This window comes from Variovorax sp. YR566 (assembly GCF_051992195.1).
In the GTDB taxonomy this organism is placed as follows: Bacteria; Pseudomonadota; Gammaproteobacteria; order Burkholderiales; family Burkholderiaceae_C; genus Variovorax.
In genome coordinates, this window is record NZ_CP197092.1 from 585,890 (window position 1) to 602,794 (window position 16,905).

A 16,905-nucleotide genomic window follows, 5' to 3' on the forward strand; every position below is an offset into this window, starting at 1 on the left:
TGCTATTGCCGGGGCTGCTGCGGCGTTTGCTGCTGCAGCTGGTCCACCCATTGCACCACCTCGGCCATCGCGGCATCGCTGGCCGAGATCAGCGCCTTCACGCCGCCGGGTGCGTCGGCGCTGGAAGCAGGGCGGCGCGCGGTGAAAGTGCGCTGGCCGAGCACGCGGTCGCCGGCGGGCGCGCTGCGGACCAGCGTGGCGCGCAGGCGCACCAGCCCCACGCTGGCGCTGGCCGAATCGAAGTAGTGGCTGAACTCGTCGAGCGAGATGCGCAGCGTGTCGGGCGTCTCGCCCCGGCTGCGCGAGATGGTGGCGCTTTCTTCGGGGCCGAGCACGGTGCGGCGCTCCGACAGCGTGTCGCGCAGCCGTTGGCGCAGCAGCTGCGCGGGCGGCAGGCTCCAGCGCGACTGGCCGTAGGGGCGCAGCTCGTTGGCGTCGGCGTACCCCAGCCGGTAGAGGATCTGCGTGCCGTCCAGGCGGGAGTTGCTGTCGAACTCGGCGAGCGCCAGCGTGGGAAGGGTGGCCGCGGCAGGCGCAGCGGCAGCAGCAGGCGCCGTCAGGCCGGGGCCGAAGTCGTACAGCGTGGTGCGTGCGGGCTTGTCCGGCAGCGCACCGCAGCCTGCGACCAGCAGCGCGGCGCCGAGCGCGATGCCGGCCGGGTTCATCAAGGAGCGAATGGCGTTCTTCATGGTGGATGGTCCTCCCTGGATGCTGCTCAGGGCCGCGTCGCAGCGGGCGCGCTGAACCCCGGCTCGCCCGGGCCCGCGACTGCGCCGCCGTTGCCGAACAGCAGCGATTGCGGGTTGTCGTTGATGTTGTCCGCCGCGCGGCCCAGCCGGCGCACGGCGTGCGAGGTGTCGTCGGCCACGCGATTCACGCGCGGCAGCGTCGCCGCGTTGAACGAATCGACCGCCTGCGCCAGCGCCTTGGTGCCGTCGCTCAGCCGCTCGACCGGGCCGTCGGGCGCGTTCAGCCGGCCCACGGTGGTGTTGAAGTTGGTGGCCACGCGCGAGACGTCGCCGGCCGCCTTCTTCACCGAGGCCAGCGTGTCGGGCAGCTTCGTCAGTGCGGGGTTCAGTCCGGTCTTCACCGTGTTGTCGAGCGTCTTGAGCAGCGTGTTGGCGCTGGCCGATGCGGCCGCGATGTTCTCCAGCGCTTCGGCCGCGCGCTTCTGGTTGGGGTCGCTCAGCAGCTGGTTGGCGCGCTTCGTCACTTCCTCGACCTGGTTGATGATGGCCTCGCCGCGGTCCTGCAGCTGCGCCAGCATCGAGGGCTTGAGCGGAATGCGCGGCGGGTTGTCGTCGTCCGGCTTCAGCGACACCGTCGACTCGCCCTTGTCGTCCAGCGCGATGAAGGCCAGGCCGGTCACGCCCTGGTAGCTCAGCGTGGCAAAGCTGGAAGTGGTGAGCGGCACGCGCTCGTCGACCGTGATGCGCACGCGCACATTGCCTTTCACCTTTGGGTCGAAGTCGATCGACGCCACCTTGCCCACCGCGATGCCGCGGTAGCGCACCATGGCCTGCGGCTGCAGGCCGCTGACGGCGTCGCGCGTGGACAGCTCGTAGATGTTGCGCACGGTGTTGTCGCGCGTGAACCAGATCACCAGCCCGACGAGCGCGGCGATCAGGCCGAGCACGAAGGCGCCGGCGGCGAGGGCGTGAGCCTTGTTTTCCATGGTGGCTACCTACCTTTCAGCGGCCCGCCTCGGCGGCGGGCTGCGACGGAGATTGTTCGGCGGGCTTGTCGTGCAGAGCCTCCAGGGCGCGCTGGCCGCGCCCGCCGAGAAAGTATTCGTGGATGAAGGGATGCGGGTACGCGATGACTTCGCGTGCCGCGCCGGTGACGATCACCTTCTGGTCGGCCAGCACCGCGATGCGGGTGCTCAGGTCGAACAGCGTGTCCAGGTCGTGCGTGACCATCACCACCGTGAGGCCCAGCTCGCGGTGCAGGCCGCGCAGCAGGTCGCAGAAACTGTCGGATGCCTCGGGGTCGAGGCCGGCCGTGGGCTCGTCGAGCAGCAGCAGCGGCGGGTCCATGATGAGCGCGCGCGCCAGCGCCACGCGCTTGATCATGCCGCCCGAGAGGTCTGATGGACTCTTGTTCGCATGCTGCGGGCCCAGGCCCACCATCTGCAGCTTCACCAGCGCCGCGTGGCGGATCAGCTCGTCGGGCAGCAGCTTCAGCTCGCGCAGCGGAAAGGCGATGTTCTCCAGCACGCTGAAGGCCGAGAACAACGCGCCGTGCTGGAACAGCATGCCCACGTTGGCCGCGCCCGATGCGCTGAGCTCGCCGGGCTCCTGGCCCAGCACCTCGACGTGGCCGCGCGTGGGTTTCTCGAGCCCGAGGATCTGGCGCAACAGCACCGTCTTGCCGGTGCCCGAGCCGCCGACCAGCGACAGCACCTCGCCACGATCGATGTGCAGCTGCAGGTCGCGGTGCACCACCTGCTCGCCGTCGGGACTCTGGAACACCGTCCACAGGCCGCGGATGTCCACCACGGTGGTGTAGGTGTCGGAGCGTACGGGCATGCTCATGGTGTCAGGCCCTGAATCCGATGCCCTTGAAGAGCACGGCGAAGAGCGCGTCTACGAGGATCACCGCGGTGATCGACGTGACGACCGACTGCGTGGTGCCGCGCCCGAGGCTCTCGGTGTTGGGCTTGACCTTCATGCCGAAGTAGCAGCCGATCAGCGCAATCAGAATGCCGAACACCGCCGACTTGGCCAGCGCCAGCCAGAGGTTTGAAATCGGCACCGCGCGCGGCAGCGCCGAAAGAAAGTAGGCGGGTGAAATATTGAGCGCCGCATCGGCCGCCAGCATGCCGCCCGCGAGCGCCGCCATCGAAGTCCAGAGGCTGATCAGCGGCATTGCAATGGCCAGCGCCAGCACGCGCGGCATCACGAGGCGAAAGCCGTGCGGGATGCCCATCACGCGCATTGCGTCGAGTTCTTCCGTTACCCGCATCACGCCGATCTGCGCAGTGATGGCCGAGCCCGATCGCCCGGCGATCAGCACGGCTGCCAGCACCGGCCCCAGTTCGCGGATCAGCGAGAGCCCGAGGATGTTCACCACGAAGGTCTCGGCGCCGTACTGCCGCAATTGCTGCGAGATCAGGTAGGCCAGCACCACGCCGATCAGCAGCCCGACCAGCGCCGTGATGTGCAGCGCCGTGGCGCCGAACTGATACAGGTGCCCCGAGAAATCGCGCCACGGCCCGCGGTGCGGCGCGCGGATCAACCGGCCCACGTCGAGCGCCAGCTGGCCGATCAGGCTTGTGAAGTCGCGCACCACGTACATCGCGCGCGGCCCGTTGTGCGAGAACGCGCGGATGCGGTCGCTCAGCGAGGGCGGGGGCTCGTCCGGCGTGGCGACGGTGTACTGCGCCACCTGGTCGAGCACGGCCTTGTGCTGCGGCAACATTTCGAGCGTGGCCGGCCACTGGTGGCGCCAGTGTTCCCACAGCAACTGCGCGCCGATGTGGTCGAGTTGCCCGATGGGGCGCAGGTCCCACGCGCGGTCGTCGGCGGGCGGGGCGGTTTCCAGGCTTTTGGCCAGCGCCTGCCATGCCGGCTTGGACGACATAGCCAGCGTGGTCCAGCAGCCGCTGGCCACCGTCCACTGGCGGCCTTCCTGTTCCCGCTGCTCGACGCGAGGCCACGCGCTGTCGGCGGCGGAGGCGTCGGCAGTCGATGTGGCAGGGGACATAGGGCGGGTGAGCGGGAAAGTTAACAAAGGCGGGGGTGGAAGCGCGCATCGTAACCGGGTGCATCCTGTGTGAAGGTGCTCCAGACCCCTCGTTTGCGTAGGGCACAACGCCGTTTCTTCGGGTTTTCTTCAGGGCAGGTGCGATCACGCTGAAAAGCCCTCGGACAGGGCTTCACGCAACCACCCCACAAAGGCCGTCACAGCCTGCGGCACATGCGTGGCGTAGGGCCGTATTGCATACAGCCGCTCGCCGAAAGCACCCACCGAGCGCCACTGCGGCAGCACCTGTTGCAGCTTGCCCGACTGCAGCGCCGCCTGCGCGCTGAAATCGGGCACAAGCGCAATGCCCAGCCCGCTCAGGGCCGCGTCGCGCAGCGCCTCGCTGTTGTTCGCGACCAGCGGCCCCGAGACAGGCACCGTGATGCGCGGTGCCGAGGCCTTTGCCTCGAAGTGCCAGGTCGGCGTTTCCTGCGCGCGCGGGTAGTGCAGGCAGTCGTGCTCCGCCAGCGCCTGCGGCTCGCGCGGCGTGCCGCGGCGGCGCAGGTAGGCACGGCTGGCCACCAGCACCGAGCGGGTTTCGCACAGCGTCCAGGCCACGTGCGTGTCGGGCGGCGCGGCCGTGTGGCGGATGGCCAGGTCGAAGCCCTCCATCGCCAGCGAGCTGAGCCGGTCCGACAGATCGAGCTCGAGGCGCACCTCCGGCTGCACGCGCAGGAAGTCGGCCAGCCGCGGCACCAGCTGCTGGCGCGCGAAGGCCACCGGCGCCGTTACCCGCACCAACCCGCGCGGCACCCCCGCGAGATCGCGCACGCCCGCGAAGCTGTGGGCAATCTGCTCGAAGGGGCCGCGCATGTCTTCCACCAGCCGCTGGCCGGCCTCGGTGAGCCGCACGCTGCGCGTGGTGCGCTGCACCAATGGCGCGCCGGCCGCGCGCTCCAGCTCGGCGATGCGCTGGCTCATGGCTGCCTTGCTCACGCCCAGGCGCAGCGCCGCCGCCGTGAAGCTGCCCTGTTGCGCCAGCACCGTGAGCCAGTGAAGGTGCGTCCAGAGCGACTCGATATTTTGGGGTTTCATGGTTCTATTGTTCGCTATTATGAACAATAAGTTCAGTCTTCGTGACTAGGCGCGGAATAAGGTGCTGCCTAAACTGATTGCACTCCTCCGCCAGTAAAGCCTTCTCAAAGCCCTCCCCATGCCCACCTCCATCGACCACTTCATCGCAGGCAAGCCTGCCGCCAACACCTCCGGCCGCACGCAGGACGTGACCAACCCCGCCACCGGCGCCGTCACCGGCAAGGTCGGCCTGGCCGACACCGCGCAGGTCTCCGCAGCCGTCGCCGCCGCGCAGGCCGCCTTCCCGGCCTGGGCCGACACCCCACCCATCCGCCGCGCGCGCGTCATGTTCAAGTTCCTGCAGCTGCTCAACGAGCACAAGGACGAACTGGCCCACCTCATCACCGCCGAGCACGGCAAGGTCTTCACCGACGCGCAGGGCGAAGTCAGCCGCGGCATCGACATCGTCGAATTCGCCTGCGGCATTCCGCAACTGCTCAAGGGCGACTTCACCGACCAGGTGAGCACCGGCATCGACAACTGGACGCTGCGCCAGCCGCTCGGCGTGGTCGCCGGCATCACGCCCTTCAACTTCCCGGTGATGGTGCCGATGTGGATGTTCCCGGTGGCCATTGCCGCGGGCAACACCTTCGTGCTCAAGCCCAGCCCGACCGACCCGAGCGCCTCGCTGCGCATGGCCGAGCTGCTGACGGAAGCCGGCCTGCCCGACGGCGTGTTCAACGTCGTGCAGGGCGACAAGGCCGCCGTCGACGCGCTGCTCGAACATCCGGACGTCAAGGCCATCAGCTTCGTCGGCTCCACGCCCATCGCCAACTACATCTACGAAACCGGCGCCCGTCACGGCAAGCGCGTGCAGGCCCTGGGCGGCGCGAAGAACCACATGGTGGTGCTGCCCGACGCCGACATCGACCAGACGGTCGACGCGCTGATCGGCGCGGGCTACGGCTCGGCCGGCGAACGTTGCATGGCCATCAGCGTGGCGGTGCTGGTCGGCGACGTGGCCGACAAGATCATTCCCAAGCTCATCGAACGCACGAAGACACTGAAGGTGCTCAACGGCACCAACCTCGCCGCCGAGATGGGCCCGATCGTCACGCGCGCCGCGCACGAGCGCATCACCGGCTACATCGACCTGGGCGAGAAGGAAGGCGCGAAGCTGCTGGTCGACGGCCGCAACTTCAATGGAAGCACCGCTGGCGAAGGCTGCGGCGACGGTTTCTGGATGGGCGGCACGCTGTTCGACAACGTCACGCCCGAGATGCGCATCTACAAGGAAGAAATCTTCGGTCCGGTGCTCAGCTGCGTGCGCGTGGCCAACTTCAAGGACGCAGTCGACCTCGTCAACGCGCACGAGTTCGGCAACGGCGTGAGCTGCTTCACCCGCGACGGCAACGTGGCGCGCGAATTCAGCCGCCGCATCCAGGTCGGCATGGTCGGCATCAACGTGCCGATCCCGGTGCCCATGGCCTGGCACGGCTTCGGCGGCTGGAAGCGCTCGCTGTTCGGCGACATGCATGCCTACGGCGAAGAGGGCGTGCGCTTCTATACCAAGCAGAAGTCGGTGATGCAGCGCTGGCCCGAGAGCATCGGCAAGGGCGCCGAGTTCGTGATGCCGACTGCCAAGTAAAAGCAGGCCCCCGGCCACCGTCGCCGGGGTCTCTCCGATCCTTCGGGTTCTGAAACGTTTCTTCCGTAGAGTTCGCCATGACCGCCTAGAAACCCGGACGCATCCCGCGTCCAGCATCAGAAGACCAGAGAGGACCGAGGAGACATGGCTGCGAACAACAACACGAGGACTTTCCGAAACCCGGCTTTGGCCGGCGGCGCGCTCTGGCGGCTGCTGGCCCTGGCCGTGGCGCTCGTCGCGGCGCCGACGCTGCACGCGGCCGGCGTGCTCAGCGTGAGCCCGCAAGGCGAAGCGCGCGACGTGCGGCAGGTGTCGATCCGCTTCGACGCCGACATGGTGCCGCTGGGCCAGAGCGAAGGCGCCGAGCCCGCGAGCGTGCAGTGCTCGCCGCAGACGCCGGCAGGGCGCGCGCGCTGGATCGGTCCGCGCGCCTGGGCCTTCGAGTTCGAGAAGGATGTGCGTGGCGGGACGCGATGCAATGTCGTGTTCAAGGCTGGGCTGAAGACGCTGGCGGGCGAGGCGGTGACCACGCCGCCGGCTGCGAGCTTTGTGGCCGGCCCCCATGGTTTTTCTACTTCCTTTCCGGCCGAGGGCTCGCAGGTCGCGCCCGATCAGGTCTTCCTGCTGCGCCATTACGACCCCCAGCCCGTGGGTGATCCGCAGACGCTGGCGACCGGCTTCACCTGCGAGCTGCGCGACGGCGACAAGGTGCAGAGTCAGCCGGCAGAGCTGGTCACCGGGGCCGCCCTGGCCTCGGCGCTGCGCGCAGCCCAGTCGGGTAGCTATGCCCTGGCACTGCGCTGCGCGCAGCCGCTGCCCGAAGGCGTGCAATTGCGCCTGCGCCAGGCGCCCGTGGGCGGTGCCGAGCCGAAGCTCTTCAACTACACCACCCGCCCGCGCTTCACCGCGCGTGTCGAGTGCACGGTGCTCGACTACCCCCAGGGACAGAAGGCCTGCGACCCGCGACGGCCGGTCGAACTGACTTTCTCCGCCGGCATCGGCCTCATGAGGTCCGGCGGCATCCGCCTGACCGACGCGTCGGGCGCCGACCTGTCTTTCGATGCCGTCGACACATGGCGTCGTGACGAGGTTCGGCAGTTGCGCGTGATGCCGCCCAAGGGCAGCTTCGGCGAGGGAACCCGCTTCACTGTGCGCCTGCCCGAAGACTTCCGCGACGTGCTCGGCCGGCCGCTGGTCAACGCGTCGGAGTTTCCCAAGACAGTCGAATTCGCTCGCCTGCCGCCATATCTGGGCGTGGCCAACTCTCTCGCCGTCATGCCGTGGCAAGCCGGCAAGTCCGACGCAGTGGCGGCCTTTGCCGTGCGCCGCGTCGAGAAGTCGGTGCCGCTGCGGCAATGGCGGCTCGGCGGCGAGATGGGCGTGGGCATCGAGGCCTACGCCATCGCACTGCTGCAGAACCAGCAGGCCGGCCAGTGGCCCACCGAAGAGCTGAACGCCAAGGCAGGGGCACCGCGTACATCGACGCTGGCCACGCAGGGCGATGCAATGGAATTCGTCGGCGTGCCGCTCGCCGCGCCCGGCTTGCACGTGGTGCGCGCCGACAGCGCCGCCTTCACGCAATACATCGACGCCCGCCCGCTTGGTCCGAACGAAACCCGGGATGCCTCGCCACGCCAGCGCTATGCGGTGGTGCAGGCCACCAACCTCAACCCCGGCGCGAGCTTCGGCAATGCAGGTGCTTCGGTGATCTGGGTCACCGCGTTCGACAGCGCCAAGCCGGTGGCGGGCGCCGACGTGGCCGTGTACTCGTGCAACCGCGAACTGCTCTGGCGCGGCAAGACCGACGCGCAGGGCCTGGCCCGGCCGGACGAGACCTTGCGTGGCAAGCTGGCGTGCAGCAACAACACCCGCGCCGTGACGCCACGCTACGGTGGCGGCGGCAACAACAGCCCTTGGGTGGTGGTGCGCGCCGGCGACGACATGGCGCTGATGCAGGTCTTCGCAGGGTGGAACGGCTTTCCCGTAGGCCGCGATGCGCAGAACTTCCGCGCCCACACCGTGCTCGACCGCACGCTGTTCAAGGCAGGCGAGACCGTCAGCATGCAGCACGTCGTGCGGCTGCTTGAAAGCCGCGGCTTCGCGCTGCCGCCGGCAGGCACGCTCGATGTCGAGATCCGCTACAGCTGGAGCGACAAGGTGAGCACGTCCAGTGTGCCGCTCGGCCCCGACGGGAGCGCCACCAGCCAATGGACGATCCCGTTCGACGCCAAGCTCGGCAACTACACCGTGTTGGTGTTGCAGGGCGGCCGGCAGCTGGCCAGTGCGCAGTTCCAGGTCGAGGAGTTCCGCACGCCGGTGTTCGACAGCGAACTGCGTACCAAGGCGCTGTGGGAGCGCGACGCTCAACTCGCGGTGGTCGATGCGCGGCTGAGCTACTTCGCCGGCGGCGCCGCGGCCGGGCTGCCGGTGACCGTGCAGCAGGGCTGGGCGCGCCAGGTGCAAGGTCCGCAGCCCGGCTACGCGTTCTACGACGAAACGCTCGATGCCGTGCCTGCCATGCCGCCGTCCATTGCACCGCAGGCCACGAAGCTCGATGCCGCCGGCAGGACGCAACTGCGGCTCAAGGCGCCATCGCTGGAACGGCCGATGCTGCTGCAGACCGAGCTGAAGTTCCAGGACCCCAACGGCGAAACCCAGACCGTCGGCGCCAGCACCATGCTGTGGCCCGACCGCATGAAGCTCGGCCTGCGCGTGCGGGCGAAAGACCGGGATCGGCCGCAGGCCATCGAAGGCATTGCACTCGACGACCAGAACCGGCCGGTGGCCGACGAACCCGTGAGCGTGCGTGTCAAGCCGGTGCAGCGGAACTGGAACAACGGACAGACGCGAATCACCGACCTCGGCCCCGAGGTGGATGTGTGCAGCACCCGCACCGACGCGCAAGGGCGGTGGGCCTGCGAGTGGCAGTTACCCGCCGCGGTGTCGGGCCAGCAGGTGCCCGAGCAATGGCTGTTCAGCGCGAGCGCCAGCAGCCTGAAGCACAGCCGCGCCGTCGTGCGCACCGACATGCTGCAGTACCGCTGGACACTGGGCTGGCAGGAGGCGCTGGCCCGTTCAGCGCTGCAGCTGGAGAACGGACCGGCCTTCGGCCCTGGCGAGACCGCCATCGTGATCGCGCGTCCCGAGCGTCTGCCGGCGAACCTGCTGCTCACCGTGGAACGCGAAGGTGTGATGGCAGCCAGCGTGCATGCGATCACCGCGATGGCGCAGCGCATCGAACTGCCGCTGGCTGCGCAACATGCGCCCAACGTGCATCTGGCGGCGCGCTATGTGTATCCGCTGCAGGACGCAGGCAAGGACGCACCGCTGGCGAGCGTGCAGCGCGCGGAGGTGCCGGTGCGTCCCGACGCGTGGACGCTTTCCGTCGGTTTGCGTCCCGAGGCTGCAACGGCGCGGCCGCGTACGCAGCTGTCGATGGAGGTGGCGGTGCGCGATGTCGCCGGCCAGCCCGTGGGGGGCGCGCGCGTCACACTGGTCGCGGTGGACCAGGCCCTGCTGGCGCTCAAGCCCAATGGCACCTGGGCGCTGGCCCGGGCGATGCTCGCAGCGCGCGGCAACTCGGTCACCAGCACGGCGCTCGATGCCCGCCTGTTGCGCCGGGTCGAGCTCGGTCTGCAGCCGCAGCACCGGCCGGACGACGAGGCCGCGCGCGGCTTGTTCGGCGCCGTACCGGGCGCTCCGGCCCCGGTCGCGGCCGCCGCGATGCGCGCCTCGAAGCCGGACGCGCCGGACGAGCCGCCCCCGCGCACTGACCTCTCCTCGCTCATCCTCTGGCGCACCGACCTGCGCACCGACGCCCAAGGCATCGCCCGCGCCACCGTCCCGCTCAACGACGCACTCACCCAGTTCCGCATCGTCGCCATCGCCAGTGCGGGCGAGGCGCAGTTCGGCCAGGGCGAAACCACCATCACCAGCACGCAGCCGCTGCAGATCTTCAGCGGCCTGCCCGAGCTGCTGCGCGCGGACGATGCCATCGTGCAGAAGCTCAGCCTGCGCAACACCGGCGCGTCGCCGCTTGCCGTGGTGCTCAAGGCCGAGGCCGTCGTCGAGCCCAATGGCGAATGGTCTGGCGCACGCGATGTGGTGCCCGCCGATGCATTGGCCGCGCGCGGCCTGAAGATCGAGCGCCGTGTGCAGCTTGCGGCCGGCCAGACGCAGGAAGTGCTGTGGCCTGTGGCCGTGCCCGGTGGTGCCAGTGCGCTGCGCTGGCGCATCAGCGCGCAGGGCGGTGAAGAACGCGACGCGCTGGAGATCACGCAGCGCGTGGTGCCAGCACTGACCGCCACGGTGCGCCAGTCGACGCTGCTGTCGGTGGCCGACGCGGGCGCGGTGCCCGTCGTGCAACCGCGCGATGCCGTGCCGCTCACAGGCGGCGTGCGCGTGGCGCTGCAGTCCAGCCTCGTGGATGCAGCGCTGGCCGAATCCACGCGCTGGATGGCGCAGTACCCGTACAGCTGCCTCGAGCAGCAGAGCTCGCGCTACGTGTCGCTCGACGATCGCGCGAGTTGGGACCGGCTGATGGCCCAGCTGCCCAAGTACATCGACGGCAAGGGCCTGGCGCGCTACTTCCCCGAGTCCTCGCTGTCCGGCAGCGAGATGCTCACCGTGCAGCTGCTCGACCTCGCCCACGCCAAGAGCTGGCCTGTGCCCGAAGCCCCGCGCCGCCAGATGCTCGATGCGCTCGATGCCCTGCTTCAAGGCCGCCTGGCCGCGCAAGACTGGGCGCCGCGCAATTACCTGGAGCCGCAGCAGCTCGCCGCGCAGGCCACGCTGGTGGAGCATGGCCGCGCGAAGATCGTGGTCAAGCCCAAGGCGCTCGATGCGCTCTCGGCCCAGTCGCTGGTCGACTGGTCGCGCGCGCTCATGGCGATGCCCGCCGATGCCGAGCGCGATGCTGCGCTGAAGGAAGCCGGCGCGCAACTGCGCAGCCGCTTCGACGTGCAGGGCACGCGCCTGCGCTGGCGCGATGAATCGTCGCTGCACTGGTGGTGGTTCATGTGGAGCGGCGACAGCACCGCCGCGCGCATGGCCCTGCTCGCGCAGCAATGGGCCGAGACCGACGCAAGCTGGAAGGCCGATGCGCCGCTCATCACGCAAGGGCTGGTCGGCCGCCAGAGCGCCGGCCGCTGGAGCACCACCACCGGCAATGCCTGGAGCACGGTCGCGCTGCGCCGCTTCCAGCAGCAGTTCGAAGCCGGCCCGGTCGATGGCACGACGCGTGCCACGCTGGGCCGCGCCACGCGCGATGCGGCGTGGACCGATGCCAAGGCTCCGAGTGTGCTGCTGCCCTGGCCAGCCCAAGGCGCGCAAGGCACGCTGCAGCTGCGCCACGAAGGCAGCGGCAAGCCCTGGGCCACCATCAGCACGCTGGCAGCAGTGCGCAACACGCAGCCCGTCGCCAACGGTCTCGTGGTACGCCGCAGCGTCACGCCGGTCGAGCAGAAGCGCAAAGGCCAGTGGTCGGTGGGCGACGTCTACCGCGTGCGGCTGGACCTCGAATCGACCGCCGAGCAGACCTGGGTGGTGGTGCGCGACGCCGTGCCCTCGGGCGCGAGCCAGCTCGGCCGCGGCCTGGGCCGCGAGAGCAATCTCGCGCAGCGCGGCGAGACCAGCGAGGGCTGGGCCTGGCCCAGCTACATCGAACGCGCCACCGACAGTTACCGTGCGTACTTTCGCTACGTGCCGCGCGGCAACTGGCGCGTGGAATACACCGTGCGGCTGAACAACGCGGGCGACTTCAAGCTGCCGCCGGTGCGCGTGGAGGCCATGTACGCACCCGAAGTTTTCGGCGAGGGCACCGCCCAGACCATGACCGTGAAACCCTGAGAAAAAAGATGAGAGACAACGACAACACCTTCGACTACATCATCATCGGCGCGGGCACCGCCGGCTCGCTCATGGCGAACCGGCTCAGTGCCGACAAGAGCAAGCGCGTGCTGCTCATCGAAGCGGGCCGCAAGGACGACTACCACTGGATCCACATTCCGGTGGGCTACCTGTACTGCATCGGCAACCCGCGCACCGACTGGCTCTACAGCACCGAGCCCGACGCCGGCCTCAACGGCCGCGTGCTGCGCTACCCGCGCGGCAAGACGCTCGGAGGCTCGTCGAGCATCAACGGCATGATCTACATGCGCGGCCAGTCGCGCGACTACGAGCACTGGGCCGATCTCACCGGCGACGACGACTGGCGCTGGCAGAACGTGCTGCCAGCCTTCAAGAAGCACGAGGACTTCTACCTGGGCGCCGACGAAATGCATGGCGCCGGCGGCGAATGGCGCATCGAGAAACAACGCCTGCGCTGGGACATCCTCGACGCCTTTGCCGAAGCCGCTTCGCAGGCCGGCGTGCCGCACACCGCCGACTTCAACCGCGGCAACAACGAAGGCGTGGGCTACTTCCAGATCAACCAGAAGAACGGCTGGCGCTGGAACACCGCCAAGGCCTTCCTGCGCCCGACCTGCTACGGCAGGCCCAACTTCGAGCTCTGGACCGGCGCGCAGGTGTCGCGCCTGCTGTTCGAGACGCTGCCCGACGGCACGCGCCGCTGCACCGGCGCCGAGGTGTGGAACGGCAGCGAGATGACCACTGCGCACGCCACGCGCGAAGTGATCCTGAGCGCGGGTGCCATCGGCTCGCCGCAGATCCTGCAGCTCTCGGGCATCGGCCCGGCCGATCTGCTGCGCCAGCACGGCATCGACGTGGTGCTCGACGCGCCAGGTGTCGGCGCCAACCTGCAAGACCATCTGCAGATCCGCGCGGTCTACAAGATCGAGGGCGCGCCCACGCTCAACGTGATGGCTTCGTCGATGGTCGGCAAGGCGAAGATCGGCCTCGAATATCTGCTCAAGCGCAGCGGCCCGATGAGCATGGCGCCGTCGCAGCTCGGCGCCTTCACGCGCAGCTCGCCCGATCGCGAATGGCCCAATCTGCAGTACCACGTGCAGCCGCTGTCGCTCGACGCCTTCGGCGATCCGCTGCACAGCTTTCCGGCCTTCACCGCGAGCGTGTGCAACCTCAACCCCACGAGCCGGGGCTCGGTGCGCATCAAGAGCAAGCGCTTCGAAGACGCGCCGGCCATCGCGCCCAACTACCTGAGCACCGACGAAGACCGCAAGGTGGCGGCCGATTCGCTGCGCGTCACGCGCCGCATCGCCGAGCAGCCTGCGCTTGCCAAGTACAAGCCGCAGGAATGGAAGCCCGGCGTGCAGTACCAGACCGACGAAGACCTGGCGCGCCTGGCGGGCGACATCGCCACGACCATCTTTCATCCGGTGGGCACCACGAAGATGGGTGCCGGGAGCGACCCGATGGCCGTGCTCGATTCGCAACTGCGGGTGCGTGGGATTCAGGGCCTGCGCGTGGTGGATGCGGGCGCGATGCCGACCATCACCAGCGGCAACACCAACAGCCCTACGCTGATGATGGCGGAGAAGGCCGCCGGCTGGATTCTCGGCGGGGCCGGGGGCTAGCCTCGGCGGCCTGGCCCTTGCCCGCGAGGCGCGCCTTCGCGCCTTCGAGCATCAGGTCGACACCGCTCTCGAACAGCGCGTCGGGCCCGGCCCGGCGGTAGTGGGCGAACGCCTCGGCCAGCAGCGGACGCGAGGCCGCGGCGGCGTCGAGCGCCTGCTGGCGCATCTCCGCGTCGGGCGGCGCCGCCTGTTCCTCCAGCACGCAGCCCACGGTGTAGCGGCCCAGCGCGATCAGCAGCGTCATCGCCTGCGTCGCCGGCACGCCCAGGTTGACCACGGCCGCGAGCTGGGCCTCGACCATGTCGAGGTCGCCCGGATCGGGTTCGGAGCCGGCATGCAGCCGCGCGCCGTCTCGCCGCGCCAGCAGCGCGCGGCGGAAGCTGTGCGCGTTCTCGCGCAGGAACCCGTCCCAGGTCTCGCCAGGCAGCGGCAGCTTGCGCTCGTGGGCGCGGTGCAGGATCTCGCTGTTCATCGCGTCGAGCAGCGCCCGCTTGTTCTTGAAATGCCAGTACAGCGCGGGCTGCTGCACGCCGAGCCGCTCGGCCAGCAGCCGGGTGCTGAGCTTGTCCATGCCGACCTCGTCGAGCAGCGCGAGCGCTGCCTCGAGGATCACTTCGCGGTCCAGTTTCATGTCGATGTCGATGCCAGTTCGTGCGGGTACTTCACAGCCTGGAATTTATCGCTGATAATTCCTTATCGATGATAAATTCCAGCAGTTCTTCAGCTTCTTTCGCGACGAACGGCCGCCACGCGCAGTTCGTGATCCTCGCGATCGTCACGCTCGACGCCATCGGCATCAGCCTGGTCATGCCGATCGTGCCGAGCCTGCTGCGCGAGGTCGGCCACACCGGCAACCTAGGCTGGCACTTCGGCGCCTTTCTCTCGCTCTATGCGCTGATGCAGTTCCTCTGCGCGCCCGTGCTCGGCGCACTGAGCGATCGCTTCGGCCGCCGGCCGGTGCTGCTGGCTTCTGTGCTGGGCGCGGCTGTCGACGCGCTCTTCATGGCCTTCGCGCCCTCGCTGTGGATGCTGTTCGTGGGCCGCGCGATCGCGGGCATGACGGGCGCGAGCACCGCCGTGGCCTCCGCCGCCATCGCCGACCTCACGCCCGAGCACCAGCGCGCGCGCTGGTTCGGCCGCATGGGCGCCTGCTTCGGCCTGGGCTTCATCGCCGGGCCGGCGATCGGCGGCGTGCTCGGCGACCACGGCGTGCGGCTGCCGTTCATCGCGGCCGCACTGCTCAATGGCGTGACCTTTCTCGTGGGTCTGCTGGTGTTGCGCGAGTCGCGCCCGCCGGCACTCGCGTCGCGGCCCTTCGACCGCGGCGTGCTGCATCCGCTCGCGCCGCTGCGTTGGGCCACGAGCTTTCCCGCGCTGCTGCCCTTGCTCGGCGTGTTCCTGCTGCTCGTGCTCGTGGGCGAAGTCGCCGGCACGACCTGGGTGCTCTACGGCCAGGACCGCTATGCCTGGAACGGCACCATGGTCGGCCTCTCGCTCGCGGTCTTCGGCCTGCTCCATGCGCTGGTGCAGGGCTTCGTGGCGGGCCCGCTGGTCGAGCGCTGGGGCGAACGCACAGCCATCGCCATCGGCACCATCGCCGACGGCACGGGCTATGCGCTGATCGCCTTCGCCACGCAGGGCTGGATGGTGATCGCACTGCTGCCGCTGCTGTGCACGGGCGGCGTCTGCGCGCCCGCGCTGCAGGCGACGCTCTCGGCGCGCGTGGGCGAGGCGCAGCAGGGGCGGCTGCAGGGCGTGCTCGCGAGCATCACCAGCCTGGCCGCGGTGTTCGGCCCGCTGTTCATCAGCCCGCTCTACTTCGCGTTCCGCACGCGCTTTCCGGGCATCGTGTGGCTGGCGGGGGCGTCGCTCTACCTGCTGTGCCTGCCGGTGCTGCTGCGCAGGACCGGGAAAGCCGCCGCGCAGGGCTGACGAATCACTTCTCGATCGTCTTGTTCCAGCGCGCGTTCCACGCCGGGCGATTGGCGTTGATGCTTTCCCAGTCGATGGTGACGGCCGTCTTCATCCACTTGTTGATGTCCGCCACCTGCGCCGCGCCTTCGCCCACGGCCGGGGCCTTGGGGTTGGTCGGGATCTGCGCGCCGTACTGCAGCACGTTGGCCTGGGCCACCGGGCTGAGCAGGAACTCGGCGAGCTTTTGCGACAGCTCGGGCTCGCTGTTGTTGGCGATCACGCACTGGCCGACCATGAGCACCACCGCGCCTTCCTTGGGCGGTGCGTACTCGACCGGAATGCCCTTGGTCTTGAGTGCGGCCACGGCCGTGGGCGTCAGCGGGAAGATCGCCGCCTCGCCGGTCTGAACCATCTCAGAGAGCTTGGCCGAACTCGGGATGTACTCCAGCACGTTCGGCCCGATGGTGGTGGGCCAGGCCTTGAAGCCCGGCTCAACGTTCTTGTCGTTGCCGCCCTGGATGCGGTTGAACATCAGGAAGCCGTGCAGCCCGAAGGACGAGGACGACATCGACTGGAACACCACCTTGCCCTTGTACTTGGGGTCGGCCAGGTCCATCCACGAGGTGGGCGCGGCCCAGCCCTTTTCCTTGAACATCTTGGCGTTGTAGGCAAGGCCCGTCATGCCCAGGCTCACGCCGCTGGCCATGTCGTCCTTGAAGCGCGCGGCCGGGTAGATCTCGCTGAGCGACTGGCTGGGCTTCTGCTTCTGGCACAGGCCCATGCCGATGGCGCGCACCATCACGCCGTCGTCCAGGAACATCACGTGCATCTGCGGCTTGTCCTTGTTGGCCTGCGCCTTCGCGAGGATGTCGGACGAGGTGCCGGGCACCACCACCACCTTGGCACCGTAGGCCTTCTCGAAGGCCGGGAAGACGTACTGCGTGTACGCCTTCTCCATGGTGCCGCCGTTCATGCCGATGTAGATGGTCTTGGTCTGCGCGCTGGCGCTGCCGGCGGCTGCGAGCAGCGCGGCAAGGAGGAGAAAGCGGGGGGACTTGGCGATGCGGTACATGGCGATGCTCTCCAATCAGG

Annotated in this window: 11 protein-coding genes; 4 read left to right on the forward strand and 7 right to left on the reverse strand. The window is 69.0% G+C overall.

What is annotated here, in order from left to right:
- Positions 1-2: 2 nt before the first annotated feature.
- The 5 genes from ACTG4X_RS02820 to ACTG4X_RS02840 form a co-directional block, all read right to left on the reverse strand.
- On the reverse strand, positions 3-689 hold the full coding sequence (locus tag ACTG4X_RS02820) for an ABC-type transport auxiliary lipoprotein family protein (protein WP_440533179.1): 687 nt from the start codon (positions 687-689) through the stop codon (positions 3-5).
- 26 nt (positions 690-715) lie between these two features.
- Positions 716-1,675 (reverse strand): MlaD family protein, encoded by a 960-nt coding sequence (locus tag ACTG4X_RS02825; RefSeq protein WP_097200589.1) that lies wholly within the window; start codon positions 1,673-1,675, stop codon positions 716-718.
- 16 nt (positions 1,676-1,691) lie between these two features.
- Positions 1,692-2,534 (reverse strand): ABC transporter ATP-binding protein, encoded by an 843-nt coding sequence (locus ACTG4X_RS02830; protein WP_093053581.1) that lies wholly within the window; start codon positions 2,532-2,534, stop codon positions 1,692-1,694.
- Positions 2,535-2,538: 4 nt separating this feature from the next.
- Positions 2,539-3,705, reverse strand: coding sequence for an MlaE family ABC transporter permease (locus ACTG4X_RS02835; protein ID WP_093053583.1), 1,167 nt, complete (start codon positions 3,703-3,705; stop codon positions 2,539-2,541).
- Positions 3,706-3,849: 144 nt separating this feature from the next.
- Positions 3,850-4,779 carry a LysR family transcriptional regulator gene (locus tag ACTG4X_RS02840; protein ID WP_093053586.1) on the reverse strand — a complete coding sequence of 310 codons (930 nt, stop codon included), beginning with the start codon at positions 4,777-4,779 and terminating at the stop codon, positions 3,850-3,852.
- 118 nt (positions 4,780-4,897) lie between these two features.
- Here ACTG4X_RS02840 and ACTG4X_RS02845 point away from each other — a divergent pair, with 118 nt between their 5' ends.
- From ACTG4X_RS02845 to ACTG4X_RS02855, 3 genes are all read left to right on the forward strand, one after another.
- The gene (locus ACTG4X_RS02845) at positions 4,898-6,406 is read left to right on the forward strand and encodes a CoA-acylating methylmalonate-semialdehyde dehydrogenase (RefSeq protein WP_093053588.1); all 1,509 of its coding nucleotides are present in this window, start codon (positions 4,898-4,900) and stop codon (positions 6,404-6,406) included.
- Positions 6,407-6,550: 144 nt separating this feature from the next.
- The gene (locus ACTG4X_RS02850; protein ID WP_440533180.1) at positions 6,551-12,253 is read left to right on the forward strand and encodes an MG2 domain-containing protein; all 5,703 of its coding nucleotides are present in this window, start codon (positions 6,551-6,553) and stop codon (positions 12,251-12,253) included.
- An 8-nt stretch (positions 12,254-12,261) separates the two neighbouring features.
- Positions 12,262-13,899 carry a GMC family oxidoreductase gene (locus ACTG4X_RS02855; protein WP_440533181.1) on the forward strand — a complete coding sequence of 546 codons (1,638 nt, stop codon included), beginning with the start codon at positions 12,262-12,264 and terminating at the stop codon, positions 13,897-13,899.
- On the opposite strand, the gene tetR is transcribed toward ACTG4X_RS02855, so the two are convergent.
- Positions 13,841-14,530, reverse strand: coding sequence for a tetracycline resistance transcriptional repressor TetR (gene tetR, locus ACTG4X_RS02860; protein WP_097200585.1), 690 nt, complete (start codon positions 14,528-14,530; stop codon positions 13,841-13,843). The genes ACTG4X_RS02855 and tetR overlap by 59 nt on opposite strands.
- 68 nt (positions 14,531-14,598) lie before the next feature.
- Between tetR and tet the strand changes: the two genes are divergently transcribed.
- Positions 14,599-15,831, forward strand: coding sequence for a Tet(A)/Tet(B)/Tet(C) family tetracycline efflux MFS transporter (gene tet, locus ACTG4X_RS02865; RefSeq protein WP_097200584.1), 1,233 nt, complete (start codon positions 14,599-14,601; stop codon positions 15,829-15,831).
- 4 nt (positions 15,832-15,835) lie between these two features.
- On the opposite strand, the gene ACTG4X_RS02870 is transcribed toward tet, so the two are convergent.
- Entirely contained in the window at positions 15,836-16,885 is a 1,050-nt protein-coding gene (locus tag ACTG4X_RS02870) for an ABC transporter substrate-binding protein (RefSeq protein WP_093077163.1), read from the reverse strand.
- Positions 16,886-16,905 lie beyond the last annotated feature (20 nt).

Coding starts and splice junctions, on each gene's coding strand:
- ACTG4X_RS02820 (WP_440533179.1), bottom strand. CDS start 689: ATGAAGAACGCCATTCGCTCCTTGATGAACCCGGCCGGCATCGCGCTC.
- ACTG4X_RS02825 (WP_097200589.1), bottom strand. CDS start 1,675: ATGGAAAACAAGGCTCACGCCCTCGCCGCCGGCGCCTTCGTGCTCGGC.
- ACTG4X_RS02830 (WP_093053581.1), bottom strand. CDS start 2,534: ATGAGCATGCCCGTACGCTCCGACACCTACACCACCGTGGTGGACATC.
- ACTG4X_RS02835 (WP_093053583.1), bottom strand. CDS start 3,705: ATGTCCCCTGCCACATCGACTGCCGACGCCTCCGCCGCCGACAGCGCG.
- ACTG4X_RS02840 (WP_093053586.1), bottom strand. CDS start 4,779: ATGAAACCCCAAAATATCGAGTCGCTCTGGACGCACCTTCACTGGCTC.
- ACTG4X_RS02845 (WP_093053588.1), top strand. CDS start 4,898: ATGCCCACCTCCATCGACCACTTCATCGCAGGCAAGCCTGCCGCCAAC.
- ACTG4X_RS02850 (WP_440533180.1), top strand. CDS start 6,551: ATGGCTGCGAACAACAACACGAGGACTTTCCGAAACCCGGCTTTGGCC.
- ACTG4X_RS02855 (WP_440533181.1), top strand. CDS start 12,262: ATGAGAGACAACGACAACACCTTCGACTACATCATCATCGGCGCGGGC.
- tetR (WP_097200585.1), bottom strand. CDS start 14,530: ATGAAACTGGACCGCGAAGTGATCCTCGAGGCAGCGCTCGCGCTGCTC.
- tet (WP_097200584.1), top strand. CDS start 14,599: ATGATAAATTCCAGCAGTTCTTCAGCTTCTTTCGCGACGAACGGCCGC.
- ACTG4X_RS02870 (WP_093077163.1), bottom strand. CDS start 16,885: ATGTACCGCATCGCCAAGTCCCCCCGCTTTCTCCTCCTTGCCGCGCTG.